The following is a 15,162-nucleotide window of genomic DNA, read 5'->3' as shown; positions in this document are numbered from 1 at the left end:
CCTCAACAAATCAAGTTTAAGTAGATTGAATTAACAATATACTCCAAATTACTTTGTCGCGCCTAAACAATAGTTGAGCAGAGTTTACTTTACATTAAAAAGCCCAGTTAAATTAATAACTGGGCCTTAAGAATAATGGTGGAGGGAGAGGGATTCGAACCCTCGTTAGGGATAAACCTAAACACACTTTCCAGGCGTGCGCCTTCAGCCACTCAGCCATCCCTCCACAGTGTTGCAATTGTATAATGCAACGGCACGCTATAGTATGAAATAGGCCCACAAGGTGCAAGGCATTTTTAAATATCAACCTTCAAGTGCTTACTTATCAAGCAATAACTTACGTTTAAGTATAAAAAACGGCTAAATTCAAGATTTAACCGTTTTTAATTTAAACTTTAAAATGACTTAACCTGAACTCTGATTAAGAGATTAACTACGTATTGAATATGATGATATTTAAATTTATTTTCTCTAGCCAGAGCTCAGGTTACTTAGCCATACTCGCGGTAAATTCAAGCATGCGATTAAGTGACTTAAGTGCGCCTTCGCGTAAATCCATATCAACAAATACTTCTTTGCCTTTCGGGTCAATTAGGGCTTCCTCAATCGCTTTTAAGCCATTCATTGCCATCCAAGGGCAATGAGCGCAACTTTTACATGAAGCGCCCTCACCTGCCGTTGGAGCCGCGAAAAACTCTTTATCTGGGCATAGTTGCTGCATTTTATAAAAAATACCGCGATCGGTTGCAACAATAAATTTATTGTTGGGCATTGTTTGCGCAGCTTTTATGAGTTGGCTCGTTGATCCTACAGCATCGGCAAGTGCAACAATCTCTGCTGGCGATTCTGGATGAACTAATACGCCTGCATCTGGGTGTAGCGCCTTCATATCTTTTAAAGCTTTAGTTTTAAATTCGTCATGTACAATACATGCACCATTCCACATAAGCATATCAGCACCGGTATTTTTTTGAATATAACTACCAAGGTGCTTATCTGGTCCCCAAATGATTTTTTCGCCTTGCTCATCTAGGTGCTCTACAATTTCAAGTGCACACGATGACGTTACAATCCAATCGGCACGCGCTTTGACCGCAGTAGAGGTATTTGCATATACAACAACTTTACGATCTGGGTGCTCATCACAAAACGCAGAGAAATCGTCTATCGGGCAACCAATATCTAACGAACATGTTGCTTCAAGCGTTGGCATAACAACCGTTTTATTAGGTGTTAATATTTTAGCTGTTTCGCCCATAAATTTTACGCCCGCGACGATAATCATATCTGCATCGTGACGTGCGCCAAAACGTGCCATTTCTAGCGAATCGGCAACGCAGCCGCCAGTTTCTTCAGCAAGTGCTTGAATTTCAGGATCGGTATAATAATGGGCAACAAGTACTGCATTTTTATCTTTTAGTAATTGCTTTATACGCGCTTTATATTCGCCTTGCTCGTCTTGTGTTAACGGTGCTGGCTTAGGGGGAAAGATATAACCTTCAGGCATAATAGTTTGAGCTAGACTCATGTTCTCGACCACTTATCTACAGTGCATTAATTAGGGCGAATTATACGAGAATATCAAAGCAAATAACAGCAAACTAGCGAGGCTGTTTATAAAAAAGAAAGTGGGAATTTAAAAAAGAATATAAAGGAAAGTATTAGAGAGTGGTGGGTCATGATGGATTTGAACCATCGACCAATTGATTAAAAGTCAACTGCTCTACCAACTGAGCTAATGACCCGCTCTAATATAAATCTGCTTTGTAAAAAGCTGCGTAAATCCGCCGATTAAAACTTTCATAGAATGGTGGGTTATGATGGATTTGAACCATCGACCAATTGATTAAAAGTCAACTGCTCTACCAACTGAGCTAATAACCCGCTCTATGTACTTATTCAGTTAAGAATTAAGTTTACGTAAATCCGCCGACTGATGCCAAACAGTATTCACAAGGAATAAAGAATGGTGGGTCATGATGGATTTGAACCATCGACCAATTGATTAAAAGTCAACTGCTCTACCAACTGAGCTAATGACCCGCTCTTATATAAATTTTCATAGAATGGTGGGTTATGATGGATTTGAACCATCGACCAATTGATTAAAAGTCAACTGCTCTACCAACTGAGCTAATAACCCGCTCTATGCACTTATTCAATTATGAATGAAGCTTACGTAAATCCGCCGATTGATACCAAACCGTATTCACAAGGAATAAAGAATGGTGGGTCATGATGGATTTGAACCATCGACCAATTGATTAAAAGTCAACTGCTCTACCAACTGAGCTAATGACCCGCTCATGCGCCTATTTAAAATAAACAAGCTTACGTAAATCCGCCGATTGAACCAATCTTATTACATGTAATAAAGAATGGTGGGTCATGATGGATTTGAACCATCGACCAATTGATTAAAAGTCAACTGCTCTACCAACTGAGCTAATGACCCGCTCTGATATAATTGTCTGTACTAAAGTCTAAGTTAAACCATTATATTATTTATAAATATAAAATGGTGGGTCATGATGGATTTGAACCATCGACCAATTGATTAAAAGTCAACTGCTCTACCAACTGAGCTAATGACCCGCTCTAACTTAACAACTTTAAATACTACGTAAATCCGCCGATAAAAGACCATTTTAAAAATGGTGGGTTATGATGGATTTGAACCATCGACCAATTGATTAAAAGTCAACTGCTCTACCAACTGAGCTAATAACCCGCTCTTTTTGCCGCATTTCGAGTGGGGTAACCATTCGTTTGCTGCGGGCGCTTATAATACTTATTTATAAAATGAGTGCAACCGAAATTGTCTCTTTTTTTAAGTTTTTATGTCTAGTTGACCAATTTTAGACCGCTTATGACAAAAAGCAGTCTAATCAAGCCGATTCAATTATTTTGATAAGCGATCTGTGGCCAATTTTGCAGCAGTTGTACTTGGATACTGATTAACAAGATCATTCAGAGTTTTTAGAGCTTCCTCTGCTAAACCTTGCTCTTGCAAAAGTGTTCCTAGCTTTAACATTGCATCTGGTCGTTTATTTGAATTAGGAAATTCATTAACGACCACGCTAAAGTGCTCTATTGCTTTTACTGGCGTATTTTTAATCGTCAGCAATTGTCCAAGCCAATAATGTGCATTAGATGCATAAACTGAGTTTGGGTATGACGTTAAAAAAGTTTGAAACTCAGGAATTGCTTGATCATAACGCTTATCCTTCATTATAAGCGCTACAGCACGCTCGTATGCTTCGTTTTCAGATAAATCGTTACTGTATGTCTGTGCATCACTTGGTTGCGTATAATCAGCTGCAGGCGCTACAGCAGGTTGTGCATATGCTTGGCTTACGCGATTTTCAATTTCTTGATAAAGTTCGCGTTGACGCTGTAGTACTTTTTCAAGCTTATAGCTTTGTTCTTCAGTTACGCCACGGATTTGACTTACTTCATCTTGTAATAGATTAAGTTGTTGCTGTAACTCTACTTGTAAAAAATTACGCGACTGCATCATGCTCTCTAATGATGCTAAACGCTTCTCAATACTTGATTGTGAACCTGCAGCTTCTGAAACAGGAGCGGGAGCAGCCATTAACTGGGTGCTCCCGCTCAATATCATGGCTGCCAAAATAAGTTTCGGCTTCATAATATCTCTTATCTTAGTAAACGAGTACCGCACGGCGGTTTTTAGCGAAAGCTGATTCAGTGCGAGATTTAACCATTGGCTTCTCTTCACCGTAGCTTACTACTGACATTTGGCTAGCTGAAACACCTAAACTTTGTAAGTATTTCTCAACCGCTTGGCCACGGTGCTCACCTAGTGCAATATTGTACTCTGGCGTACCGCGCTCATCTGCGTGGCCTTCAATTAGTACTTTAACTGATGAATTTTGAACTAAAAATTCAGCATGAGCACGAAGTAAGTCAGCGTATTTGCCTTCAACTGTCGCTTTATCAAAATCAAAGTAGATTACTTGCTCTTGGCGTAGTGCTTCGTATTTTTGACGAAGTTGCTCTTCTGCTTGTTGCTCAGGAGAAATTGTAGCCACTTCAACTGTGTCTGTATTTGTCGATTGCTCAACAACAGCTTCATTTGTTTGATTTGCAGCACCTTCATCAATATCCGAAGATGAGCTACAAGCTGCTAATGTCATTACTGGCACAGCAATTAGCAGGCCTTTAAGTATTTTGTTAAGTTGCATTAAGTAGATTCCTATTTTGAGTAAACCAGTAATATTACTGTAAATATGGCGACCAAGCTGGCGCCTTTACTTGTCCGTCAAGCACAGGTAAACGAGCTTTAAAGCGACCGTCCATTGATACCAGCGCGAGTACCTGTTTATTATTATGAAGCGTGCTATAAATAATCATCGAACCATTTGGTGCTATGCTCGGTGATTCATCTAGGCGAGTTCGCGTTAATACTTGAAACGCGCCCGTAGCAAGCTCTTTCTTAGCAAGATGGTACTGCCCGTTGGTACGGTTAACCATCACTAATTCTTTACCGTCTGGTGTTATCGAACCCGCAAGGTTCATATCACCATCAAAGGTCAATCGCTGTGACCTACCAGTTTTTAAATTTAACTTATAAATCTGAGCATTACCACCCCTTTCAGAGGTAAACACTATATCTTGACCATTTGGATACCAAGATGGCTCAGTATCTATACTACGATGTCGCGTAAGACGTGTTTCTTTGCGTGTTGCCAAGTCTAATAAGTAAACTTCTGTAGCACCCGTTTTGTCTTTAGAAAGCACTAAAAGAAGCTTTTTACCATCTGGCGAAAACTGCGGAGCACCGTTAATACCGCGATAACTTGCAATAACTTCACGCTTACCGGTATACAAATCTTGAATATAAATTTGGCTTTGACGGTTCTCAAATGTCACATACGCTAATTTTGTGCCATCAGGTGACCAAGCCGGTGACATTAGTGGCTCTTTCGAACGTAGTAACACCTGTTCGTTAAACCCGTCATAATCTGATACAACAAGCTGATAAGGCTTATCATCACCATCTCGTACAATTACGTACGCAATCTTGGTTAAAAAAGCACCTTTCTCACCCGTTAATTTCTCATAAATGACATCACTAATACGATGTGAATAACGACGGAAACCACTTATGCCAATAACACTATCTCGTGCTTCTAAAATATGATCTTGGCTTTTAAGTAACTTACCATTACTCATCATTTGCGTTTCACCACCCGTGATTTGACCACGAATAACATCGACTAACTCATAACGTACTAAATAACGTCCATCAGTCTGTTGCTCAACCTCGCCAACAAGTATCGCTTCAACACCTTTATTAACCCAAGATGCATAATCAATGTCAGCATCTTTGTTTGGTTGTTGCGGCATTTGCATAACATCTACAGGCTTAAACTTACCACTACGCATGAGATCTGCAGCAATAACATCACTTATTTTTTCAGGAATTGGACCAACACCATTGTATTTAAACGGCACAATTGCAATAGGTCTTGCACCATCTACACCTTCTGTTATTACAATTTCAAGGGCTGCGTTAGCAATGCCCTGAAAACCAAATAACAGCACTAAACAGGCAATTTTTACTTTGTTGAACATATCATTCCTTTAGAATTCTGGCTTGATTGTTAAATTAATATTCTTAAGTTGTTCGAATACGTCTTTGTCTTTAGATACCGGTAATGTGTCAGCCATACGAACAGCCCTAAGTGCAGCCTCACAAACTAGTTTATCGCCGCCTAATGATTTAACTTGTGTTACTAAACCATTAAAGCCTAAACGAATATTTACTCGGCACTGCTGATTTTTCATTTTCTCGTCGATCAGTAAGTTCTGCTGAATACGCGCCATAATTAGAGCGCGATATTTATCAACTTCACCCACGACCTGTTGTTGACGTATTTTACTACGCGCAGCCTGCTCTTTAGCAAGTTGTTCTTGTAACATTTGTTCTTGTAGGGCCTGTTGACGCTGTTGTTCAGCCTTTTTAGCACGTTCTTTAGCCTCTTCATCACGCTTTTTACGTTCATCTTCAGCTTTTTTAAGTGCTTCTTCCTCAGCTTTACGCTTATCGGCAGCTGCTTTTGCTGCACTTTCAGACTCTTGCTTTTGTTTTTCGGCTTGTTTTGCTTTAGCACGTTCCTTTTGTTCTATTGCGCGTGCTTTTTTAGCTTGTGCTTGCGCCTCGGCTGTTTCTTTTTCTTTAGCCTTACGTTCTTGCTCTAATTTCTTAATATGACGGGTTTCTGACTCGCGCTGTTTGCGCGCATTTGCAGCTCTGCGCTCTAAATCACGGATGCGTTTGTCTTCTGCCTTTTTTTTGTCTTTTTCTTGCTTTTGGAGTTCAGCTATTTTCTGCTCAACCATTTTTTGGTCAACTGTCACAGCTGACACCGCTTTATCAACATCAGGTATAGCTTTATTAAGCGTTACTTCCATAACCTTTGGTGCTGGCGGGTGAATGTTTGCCGATGCATATAAAAAACCACCCAGCGCCACATGCAAAACTACTGATTTAATTAATGAACTACTCATACCGTTATTTTGTCCCTTCGAAGGATTCTGTCATTAATCCAACTGACGGTACACCGGCACTTTTTAAAAAGTCCATTAAGAGCAATACCTCTTGGTATGATACTTTTCCAGATCCCTTTATCATTACAGGTACATCAGGATTTTTCATTAGCTGTAACTTAATCACAGCCGCTACATCAAGCGCCTCCATCGGAGCCTCTGGATCAGTCCCTACACTAACGTAATATTTACCTTGTGCGTCAATCGAAGCAATAATTGGTGGCGCATCTTTAGTATCAACTAAATCTGACTCCGTCATTTTAGGCAAGTCGACTTTTACACCATGTGTAATAAGTGGCGCTGTTGCCATAAATATAATCAGTAGCACCAACATTACATCAATGTAAGGAACTACATTAATTTCTGCGACCGGACGGCGCTTCTTACGCTGATACATTCGCTTGGGCCTCTATTTGTGTAGCTGCTTGACGGTGTAAAATATTAGCGAACTCTTCCATAAAATTAATGTAGTGAGATTCTAGCTTTTCAACTTTATTAGAAAAACGGTTGTAAGCAATAACAGCAGGAATAGCTGCAAACAAACCCATTGCTGTGGCAATAAGTGCTTCTGCTATACCAGGTGCTACCATCTGCAACGTAGCTTGTTTAACTTCACCTAATGCTATAAAAGCATTCATAATGCCCCATACAGTACCAAACAAGCCTATATATGGGCTAATTGAACCCACTGTCGCTAAAAATGATAAGCTTGACTCTATTTTCTCTATTTCTCGAGAGAGTGCCACGCGCATAGAGCGGTGTGTACCTTCCATTACAATACTCGCACTTTGAAAGGTGTTTTTCTTATGTCGTGCAAACTCTTTAAAACCGGCTGTAAATAGAGCTTCAATACCTTCAGATTGACCGTTACGTGATGAAATTTCGTTATATAGTTTACTTAAATCAATACCAGACCAAAATTTTTGTTCAAACTTTTTAGCACTTGCTAACGCATCTGATATTGCTTTTTTACGCTGAAAAATAATTGCCCATGACATTACAGACATAGCAACTAGCCCTAACATTACTAGTTGAACAAGCAAACTGGCTTCTAATATTAAATCCAAAAAATTAAGCCCTGATCCCACGTGAAACTCCTAAATAGTATCAAAATACGTCAAATTGATTGATTTGTGTAAATATGACCGCTCGTGCAGCCAAAAGTTGCACATAGTGTATCGAGTCCATTTCAAACTGACAACGATATTGCTATGAATAAGCAACAAAAAACGTTGAAATAACCTTTATTTCGCAATTATCTAGCAAAAGAATTTAAAGCCATTTCCGCTATTTAATAATGTGCTCAAGATATGCTTAAATATACAAGCAAAACATCATAAAACGCCTCATTTATTCAAAATCACTGCATAAACACTCAAAAAACTTAAACAAAATCTAAAGGTAATAGTAAAACTAATAGCGACAAGCAGTGCAAACTCAAACTTAATCACTAATTTTCATTAACTTACAAACAGAAAAAAACATTAATGAACAAGTTTTAAACAACCAGAAATTTCATTGCATTAGTTTTTATAATCCGAAATTATAAATTTTCTAGTTTGAATAATAAATATATATTGCGTATTATCTCCCCATACCGAGCTGGCACTGAGTGAAATAGCTTCATTAAGCAAAGTTCTTAGTAATAGGATATTTTATCGTATTACATTGTTTTACATTTTTAGGATAAAACCTAGTTGTGTAAAATGTAGTTCCCCAAGATTACTTCCTTCAACTTGTTGTTTACCCGCATTTTTTGCGGGTTTTTTTTGCCAAAAAAATTGAAATCATTTAATACCAATTTGCTTAATTGAGCGATCTATTTTGAGATAAGAAAATCGTATCTATAACAAGGCAAAAATTTCGTTATTTAGTTGTTATCACTCATTGCTCTGCATCCATGCAGTCGTATATCAGAAATTTTTGACACGGTTAACGTCAGATTTAATCCCTCTAATTGATTAAGTATTATTGCAAACTAAACAACACTGTAACAGCCTAATACGATAACGGCTATGCAATATACTCTATCTATCTAATAGCCCGCAGCATAGCCACGCAAGTCTTAACGCTCTGTGAATTAAGCGTTAACTGATTATATAGTGGGTAAAATTGTAATAACTTGGTTTAGAGTAACTATGTGAAAATATGGTGGGTAACATTATAAAATTAGGTATACGCGCTTGCTGTACATTTACTTATGCAAGCGCAAGTGATTAATTGAAATTTAGATTAAGTCGTCTTTTTTGGCATTAATCCAAAGTGATGGTATGCACTGTCAGAGACTATTCGCCCGCGAGGTGTGCGCTGAATAAATCCTTGTTGGATCAAAAATGGTTCTATCACATCTTCTATTGTTTCGCGCTCTTCGCCAATAGCAGCCGCTACATTGTCGAGCCCTACTGGGCCGCCCATAAATTTTTCAATTATAGCGAGTAAATATTTACGGTCCATATAATCAAAACCACTTTTATCTACGTCAATCATATCAAGGGCTTGCTTAGCTACATCGGCGTTTACTGTGCCGTCAGATTTTACTTGAGTGTAATCGCGTACACGGCGCAATAAGCGGTTTGCAATACGTGGTGTACCCCGCGAGCGCTGCGCGATTTCGGTAGCGCCATCATCACACATTTCTAAATCAAGGTAATGTGCTGAACGTCCTACTATGTGCGATAAATCTTCTACAGAATAAAACTCTAATCGCTGCACAATTCCAAAACGGTCACGCAGTGGCGATGTAAGTGAGCCTGCTCGTGTGGTTGCACCAATAAGTGTAAATGCAGGTAAGTCTAATTTAATAGAACGCGCAGCTGGGCCTTCACCAATCATTATATCAAGCTGGTAGTCTTCCATTGCGGGATACAGTATTTCTTCAACTTGCGGGCTTAGCCTGTGTATTTCATCTATAAACAGAACGTCGCCTTCTTCTAAATTAGTCAGTAACGCAGCTAAATCGCCTGCTTTTTCAAGTACAGGGCCTGATGTTGTTTTAATGCTTACGTGTAATTCGTTGGCTACAATATTTGCAAGCGTGGTTTTACCAAGCCCAGGTGGGCCAAATATTAATAAATGATCGAGCGCTTCACCACGGGTTCGGGCAGCTTCAATAAAAATTTCCATTTGCTGCTTAACATGAGGCTGGCCTCTGTAGTCGGCTAAAAGTTTTGGTCTTATTGCACGATCTATAGAGTCTTCATTTGTTTTTTCAGTCGCATCAATTAAGCGATCCGCTTCAATCATGGGTTACTCACAACATAGATTTTAAAGATTCTCTAATAAGAACCTCAGTAGACATATCGGGTTTACTTATCGATTTTACGGCTTTTTGAGCTTGTGGCAATTTATAACCTAATGCAAGCAGTGCCGATACGGCATCATCCGCTGCATTATTAGCAATTGTCGCATCGCTCATTGGCTCTATTACTGCGCTGTCGCTAAATGGCGTAAATAAATCATTACCCCAATCTTTTAGTCTGTCTTTCATTTCGAGTACTAAACGCTCCGCTGTTTTTTTACCTACACCGGGTAATTTAACAAGCGATGTTGAGTCTTCGTTATTTACACAACTTACAAATTGTTTTGCCGACATGCCCGATAAAATAGCTAAGCCAAGCTTTGGCCCTACGCCATTTGCTTTTAATAGCTCTCTAAACAAGGCACGTTCAACTTTATTATTAAAACCAAATAATAGTTGAGCATCTTCACGCACTACAAAGTGCGTATAAACAATCGCATTTTCACCAATTTTTGGTAAATCGTAAAAACAGGTCATTGGCATTTGTACTTCGTAACCTACACCACTTACTTCGAGTAATATTTCTGGTGGCTGTTTTTCAACTAAAATACCATTTAAGCGGCCTATCATAATTATTTCCTTAAACGTCCTCTAACGGTTTTGCTTGCGCTGCCCGCTAGTTTAATTAAATTTTGTTCTGAGTGGGCGTGGCAAATCGCAATAGCGAGTGCATCAGCTGCATCGGCCTGTGGCGTACCGGGTAGTTTTAAAATATTTTTTACCATGTGTTGCACTTGTGTTTTATCTGCGCCACCGTTACCTACTACTGCTTGCTTAATTTGCCTAGCTGAGTATTCAAATACGGGTAAGTCGGCCATTGCAGCGCCAACAATCGCAGCGCCTCTAGCTTGGCCTAGCTTTAAAGCTGAATCGGGGTTGTGCGCCATAAATACTTTTTCAATGGCAAAGGTTTCTGGCGAAAACTGCTCAATAAGCTGTGTAATGCCTTGGTAGATCATTTTAAGCCTAATCGGAAAAGGATGATCCGCTAACTTAATACAGCCACTGCCTAAGTATGTAAATTTAGAACCTTGATGGGCAACAACACCATATCCGGTCAAACGTGAACCAGGATCGATCCCTAAAATAATGGCCAAACAGCGCTCCATTGTTATTATTTTTAAATTACGCTAATAATGCCAGAGCACTGTATAAATTACCAGTACAAAGAAAAACAAAAATGCCCACAAACTAGGTGGGCATTTACAGGAGCATGTTAGTTTAGCTTACCCTAGGGCACGCACTAATCCTTGGGTGTTTTGTTTAAGTGTTCGGGCAATCATTAAATAACCTAAACCTGCCACAAATACGCCACCAGCTACCGGCCCAATAACCCATATATGCGGATGCAACTTACCTGCTAGGTCAAACATTTGTTGCTGCACAATCAAAAGCGCTATATCGCTAAAAAATGCGGCAACTAAACCAGCTAAGCCACCTAGTAATAAAAACTCATACAAGGTCGCGTTTTTAATTAATCGGCTTTTAGCGCCAAGCGTTCTGAGTATTACAATTTCTTGCATACGCTCACCTAAACTAGCTTGAACTTGCGATATAAGTACAAGCGCGCCACACAGCACTACAATTGCAAGTACAAAACCAATTGCGAGAGAGACTTGCGAAATAGTTGTTTGTATTTGCTTAACAAAGTTATCAATATCAATGGCTGTAATAGTAGGGTAAGTACGTAGCAACTCGCTAAAGTCACGTTTTTGATCTGGGTTTATACGTACCGACGAAATATACGTTGCGGGAAAATCTGCAAGTACATCTGGGCTTAAAATAATAAAAAAGTTAGGTTTAAGCGTGGCCCAATTTACTTTGCGCACACTAGTGATTTTAGCGTCGAACGACTGCGAACCAATTAAAAATGTAAGCGTATCGCCTATCTCAACATCTAAACGCTCAAGCATCGACTCCTCTACTGAAGCTTCAGCCATCGCATTTTCACCAAACCACGTGCCTTGTGTTACTTCATTTTGGTCAGGCACATCTTTAAGCCATGTTAGATTTAGCTCACGACCAATACCTGCACGTGCTTCTTCGTCTTTTTTCTCGTTGTCTTGCAGCGATACAGAACGTGCTACCAACTCGCCGTTTACCGCATTTACGCGCCCACGAATAGTTGGATAAAACTCTGAGACCTGAATATCTTTTTGAGCTAAATACTCATTAATTGGCTCAAGCTCATTTTGCGTAATATTAACCAAAAACGCATTAGGCGCGTCGCTTGGAAGTTGCGACTGCCAATCAGATATCATGTCGTTTTTAAGTACCACCAAAAACAGCAGTAATTTAATCGCTAACGAAAAACTAATTAACTGTACCGCGTTCACATTTGCACGCTTTTGAATAGACGCAATTGCAAGCGACCAACTATTACCTGGCTTTAATCCTAGTTTTCGACCACCACCAAATATTAATTTAGATACTAAAAACAGCACACCAATTAGCGCAAGTGTTGATATAAACAAAATAAGCGTTATTTTTATGTTGTTACTAAATAACCACATTAATAAAAACACGGTTAGCGCACTCATACCTAAATGCACACGACTTACTACCAACTTGTCACCTAAGTTACGGCGCAGTACTCTAAGCGGCGGAATATCAAATAAATCAAATAATGGTTTAATAGAAAACATAACAGCACAAATTACGCCGGTGCTTATAGCCACCAGCCAAGGTTTAAAGCCACCTAAGGGTAACTCTGTGCCCATACTTTTTGATAAGTAACTTGTTGCTATTTCTTGCAAACCATAACCAATTAACAGCCCTATACTTACCGCCATTGCACATACAAGCAATAAATGCAGCATGTATATTTTGCGGATCATTGAGCGGCTACCGCCGAGCGTTTTCATCATCGCTACTGGGTCGTATTGGCGTTCACAATAACGTTTTGCTGAAACAGCTATAGCCACTGCAGCCAAAATAATACCTAATAGGCCGGCAAGTAATAAAAAGCTCTCTGCGCGGTTTAAACTGTTTGAAATGGGTGATTGGCGGTCTTTAACGCCATACCATTGTTGGTTTTCTTTCATTTGTGGTTTAAGCCACTCGTAAAAGCTATTTATGTCGGCCTCACTACCTGCATAAAGTTGGCGGTAATAAACACGACTACCTGGCTGCACAACTTCGGTTTTTGCCACATCGTCAATATTAATAAGCACACGACGGCTGCTTGAAAATACATTAAATGGCGCGTCTGGCTCTTCTACAATAACTTTTGAAACATTAAATAATGCAGCGCCAAGCTCTACTTGCGCGCCTATATCAATATTTAAACTGTAAAATACCGATTCACTTAGCCACACATTACCCGGCGTTGGTCCGCTATTAGCAACTTTAGTTTCACCGGTTAGGGTATCTTTAACTTTTAACTGCCCTTTTAGCGGGTACGCATTAGATGCCGCTTTTACTGAGCTAAACTGCATTTCATCATCGGCAAACAACATAGTGTCGAAATACACCATTTGCGCTGTTTTTAAATTTTGGCTCTGTGCTTGAGTAATAAAAGCGGTGTCCAGAACATGATCGCTGGCAAGTACACGGTCTGCTGCAATAAAAGCACTGCTTTTTTGCGCAATACTTTGCCCTATTCGCTCAGTAACCATCGACAATGTAAGCACGGTTAACACAGCAAGAGCGATAGCTGCGCTTATAACTGTTAGCTCACCACGGCGAAATTCTCGCGAAAATAACTTAAGCGCTAACTTAACCCACATCGGCAACGTCCTCTACTTGGCTTTTTACCAGTAAACCCGCTTCTATTTGAATAATATGCTCACATTTTTGTGCAAGCCCTTCATCGTGAGTAACTAAAATAAGCGTAGTGCCATGTTGAGTATTTAAATCAAATAATAAGGATTCAATCATTTTACCGTTTTTGCTGTCTAAGTTAGCCGAAGGCTCATCAGCAAATAGTATTTTAGGTGTACCAATAAATGCTCGCGCAATAGCAACACGTTGCTGTTCACCGCCAGAGAGTTGCGACGGGTAATGATCAATTCGATGGCTCAAGCCTACTTTTTCAAGCAAAGCAATTGCTTGCTCTTTTGCATCACTTTCGCCAGCAAGCTCTGCTGGCAGCATAACGTTTTCAAGCGCCGTTAAGCTTTGTACTAACATGAACGATTGAAACACAAATCCAATTTTAGCCGCGCGCAGTGCAGCACGCTCTTCTTCATCTAAATTGTGTAATGGCTCACCATCTAAAAACACCTCTCCGCTGCTGGCGGTATCCAGCCCTGCTAATAAACTGAGTAACGTAGATTTACCAGAGCCTGACGTGCCAACTATAGCAACAGACTCACCATGCTTGACATTAAAGCTGATGTCGCTGAGGATGGGCAGCTCACCTTCAAAGGTAGAGACTATTTTAGATAAACCATTAACCTGAATTATATTTAATTGAGAAAGCGCTGACATATGACTCATTCAATCCTTCGTTTAGTATTCATTTTATTTTTAGTTATCAAACCGCTGAGCGCAGCAGCCGACAACACGATTTTAATACTCGGTGACAGTTTAAGCGCAGCCTACGGACTTCAACAAGAAGAAGGCTGGGTAAAATTGTTACAAGATAAATACGATGACGAACACGCCGACATTGAACTTATCAACGCCAGTATTAGTGGCGAAACATCTGGTGGAGCCCTACGCCGTTTAGATGCATTGCTTGAGCAATACGAACCCACTCATGTACTTATTGAGCTAGGTGCTAATGACGGTTTACGTGGTTTCCCAGTTAAAAAAATGCAAACTAACTTAACGTCTCTTATTCAAAAAAGCCAAGCAGCTAATGCGATGACCGCCTTAATGGAGGTTTACATTCCCCCTAATTACGGCCCGCGTTACAGTAAAATGTTTACTGACACTTTTTCGCGCGTTAGCGAAGAGACAAATGCGCATTTAATGAACTTTTTTATGCTAAACATTGCCGGCCAACCTGAATTAATGCAAAACGATAGTTTACACCCTAACAAAAAAGCTCAGCTATTAATACGCGATGAGATGTATGACTCGATCAAAAAGTGGTTAAATAAAGACTAGCCAATTAGTACATCGCAAGAGTGCTATTTTAGCGTTCTTGCGCAATAAACATCCAAACAAACAATCGTTTATTGATTTTTAAAAAAATACACGTACTATTGCATACAAATCGGTATGTGGCGCAGCTTGGTAGCGCACTGTCATGGGGTGGCAGGGGTCGAGAGTTCGAATCTCTCCATACCGACCATTTAAATTCTATTTATTTCAACTTGTTATAAATTAAACTCTCTTCT

Annotated in this window: 13 protein-coding genes and 10 tRNA genes; 2 read left to right on the top strand and 21 right to left on the bottom strand. The window is 39.7% G+C overall.

What is annotated here, in order from left to right:
• Positions 1-136 precede the first annotated feature (136 nt).
• From LOS73_RS10455 to LOS73_RS10355, 21 genes are all read right to left on the bottom strand, one after another.
• Positions 137-226, bottom strand: a tRNA-Ser gene (locus LOS73_RS10455).
• A 261-nt stretch (positions 227-487) separates the two neighbouring features.
• Entirely contained in the window at positions 488-1,528 is a 1,041-nt protein-coding gene (gene nadA, locus LOS73_RS10450; protein ID WP_007379081.1) for a quinolinate synthase NadA, read from the bottom strand.
• A gap of 141 nt (positions 1,529-1,669) precedes the next feature.
• Positions 1,670-1,745: transfer RNA gene (locus LOS73_RS10445), tRNA-Lys, on the bottom strand.
• Positions 1,746-1,808: 63 nt separating this feature from the next.
• A tRNA-Lys gene (locus tag LOS73_RS10440) sits at positions 1,809-1,884 on the bottom strand.
• An 83-nt stretch (positions 1,885-1,967) separates the two neighbouring features.
• Positions 1,968-2,043, bottom strand: a tRNA-Lys gene (locus LOS73_RS10435).
• A 24-nt stretch (positions 2,044-2,067) separates the two neighbouring features.
• Positions 2,068-2,143 (bottom strand) — tRNA-Lys (locus LOS73_RS10430).
• An 83-nt stretch (positions 2,144-2,226) separates the two neighbouring features.
• Positions 2,227-2,302: transfer RNA gene (locus tag LOS73_RS10425), tRNA-Lys, on the bottom strand.
• A gap of 77 nt (positions 2,303-2,379) precedes the next feature.
• Positions 2,380-2,455 (bottom strand) — tRNA-Lys (locus LOS73_RS10420).
• A gap of 64 nt (positions 2,456-2,519) precedes the next feature.
• Positions 2,520-2,595 (bottom strand) — tRNA-Lys (locus tag LOS73_RS10415).
• Between the two features lie 60 nt (positions 2,596-2,655).
• Positions 2,656-2,731 (bottom strand) — tRNA-Lys (locus tag LOS73_RS10410).
• A gap of 171 nt (positions 2,732-2,902) precedes the next feature.
• Positions 2,903-3,652, bottom strand: a complete 750-nt coding sequence (gene ybgF, locus LOS73_RS10405) for a tol-pal system protein YbgF (protein WP_457934935.1) — start codon at positions 3,650-3,652, stop codon at positions 2,903-2,905.
• Positions 3,653-3,665: 13 nt separating this feature from the next.
• Positions 3,666-4,208 carry a peptidoglycan-associated lipoprotein Pal gene (gene pal, locus LOS73_RS10400; protein WP_007378882.1) on the bottom strand — a complete coding sequence of 181 codons (543 nt, stop codon included), beginning with the start codon at positions 4,206-4,208 and terminating at the stop codon, positions 3,666-3,668.
• 34 nt (positions 4,209-4,242) lie between these two features.
• Positions 4,243-5,601: a Tol-Pal system beta propeller repeat protein TolB gene (gene tolB, locus LOS73_RS10395; protein WP_007378883.1), complete on the bottom strand. Its 1,359-nt coding sequence runs from the start codon at positions 5,599-5,601 to the stop codon at positions 4,243-4,245.
• A gap of 9 nt (positions 5,602-5,610) precedes the next feature.
• Positions 5,611-6,537 carry a cell envelope integrity protein TolA gene (gene tolA, locus LOS73_RS10390; RefSeq protein ID WP_033031002.1) on the bottom strand — a complete coding sequence of 309 codons (927 nt, stop codon included), beginning with the start codon at positions 6,535-6,537 and terminating at the stop codon, positions 5,611-5,613.
• Between the two features lie 4 nt (positions 6,538-6,541).
• Positions 6,542-6,973 (bottom strand): protein TolR, encoded by a 432-nt coding sequence (gene tolR / locus LOS73_RS10385; protein ID WP_007378885.1) that lies wholly within the window; start codon positions 6,971-6,973, stop codon positions 6,542-6,544.
• Positions 6,960-7,664 (bottom strand): protein TolQ, encoded by a 705-nt coding sequence (tolQ, locus tag LOS73_RS10380; protein ID WP_007378886.1) that lies wholly within the window; start codon positions 7,662-7,664, stop codon positions 6,960-6,962. The genes tolR and tolQ overlap by 14 nt, the downstream gene beginning before the upstream one ends.
• A gap of 1,144 nt (positions 7,665-8,808) precedes the next feature.
• A complete protein-coding gene (ruvB, locus tag LOS73_RS10375; protein ID WP_007378887.1) occupies positions 8,809-9,819 on the bottom strand; it encodes a Holliday junction branch migration DNA helicase RuvB in 1,011 nt (336 codons plus the stop codon).
• Positions 9,820-9,826: 7 nt separating this feature from the next.
• Complete coding sequence (gene ruvA / locus LOS73_RS10370) at positions 9,827-10,444, bottom strand: Holliday junction branch migration protein RuvA (protein ID WP_002960647.1); 618 nt, start codon at positions 10,442-10,444, stop codon at positions 9,827-9,829.
• A gap of 2 nt (positions 10,445-10,446) precedes the next feature.
• Positions 10,447-10,971, bottom strand: a complete 525-nt coding sequence (ruvC, locus tag LOS73_RS10365) for a crossover junction endodeoxyribonuclease RuvC (protein ID WP_007378888.1) — start codon at positions 10,969-10,971, stop codon at positions 10,447-10,449.
• Between the two features lie 129 nt (positions 10,972-11,100).
• A complete protein-coding gene (locus LOS73_RS10360) occupies positions 11,101-13,602 on the bottom strand; it encodes an ABC transporter permease (protein WP_457934934.1) in 2,502 nt (833 codons plus the stop codon).
• A complete protein-coding gene (locus LOS73_RS10355; RefSeq protein WP_457934957.1) occupies positions 13,592-14,305 on the bottom strand; it encodes an ABC transporter ATP-binding protein in 714 nt (237 codons plus the stop codon). Before LOS73_RS10355 ends, LOS73_RS10360 begins: the two co-directional genes overlap by 11 nt.
• On the opposite strand from LOS73_RS10355, the gene LOS73_RS10350 reads away from it, so the two are divergent.
• Both LOS73_RS10350 and LOS73_RS10345 read left to right on the top strand, forming a co-directional pair.
• Positions 14,306-14,929, top strand: coding sequence for an arylesterase (locus tag LOS73_RS10350; protein ID WP_457934933.1), 624 nt, complete (start codon positions 14,306-14,308; stop codon positions 14,927-14,929).
• Positions 14,930-15,039: 110 nt separating this feature from the next.
• A tRNA-Pro gene (locus LOS73_RS10345) sits at positions 15,040-15,116 on the top strand.
• Positions 15,117-15,162 lie beyond the last annotated feature (46 nt).

This window comes from Pseudoalteromonas sp. SCSIO 43210 (genome assembly GCF_054133285.1).
Note: the sequence above shows the minus strand (reverse complement) of the source record. Positions and strands in the feature narration are given on the sequence as shown.

Bases quoted from the DNA above. Each gene is read 5' to 3' on its own strand.
- nadA (WP_007379081.1), bottom strand. From the start codon at position 1,528: ATGAGTCTAGCTCAAACTATTATGCCTGAAGGTTATATCTTTCCCCCT.
- ybgF (WP_457934935.1), bottom strand. From the start codon at position 3,652: ATGAAGCCGAAACTTATTTTGGCAGCCATGATATTGAGCGGGAGCACC.
- pal (WP_007378882.1), bottom strand. From the start codon at position 4,208: ATGCAACTTAACAAAATACTTAAAGGCCTGCTAATTGCTGTGCCAGTA.
- tolB (WP_007378883.1), bottom strand. From the start codon at position 5,601: ATGTTCAACAAAGTAAAAATTGCCTGTTTAGTGCTGTTATTTGGTTTT.
- tolA (WP_033031002.1), bottom strand. From the start codon at position 6,537: ATGAGTAGTTCATTAATTAAATCAGTAGTTTTGCATGTGGCGCTGGGT.
- tolR (WP_007378885.1), bottom strand. From the start codon at position 6,973: ATGTATCAGCGTAAGAAGCGCCGTCCGGTCGCAGAAATTAATGTAGTT.
- ruvB (WP_007378887.1), bottom strand. From the start codon at position 9,819: ATGATTGAAGCGGATCGCTTAATTGATGCGACTGAAAAAACAAATGAA.
- ruvA (WP_002960647.1), bottom strand. From the start codon at position 10,444: ATGATAGGCCGCTTAAATGGTATTTTAGTTGAAAAACAGCCACCAGAA.
- LOS73_RS10360 (WP_457934934.1), bottom strand. From the start codon at position 13,602: ATGTGGGTTAAGTTAGCGCTTAAGTTATTTTCGCGAGAATTTCGCCGT.
- LOS73_RS10355 (WP_457934957.1), bottom strand. From the start codon at position 14,305: ATGTCAGCGCTTTCTCAATTAAATATAATTCAGGTTAATGGTTTATCT.
- LOS73_RS10350 (WP_457934933.1), top strand. From the start codon at position 14,306: ATGACTCATTCAATCCTTCGTTTAGTATTCATTTTATTTTTAGTTATC.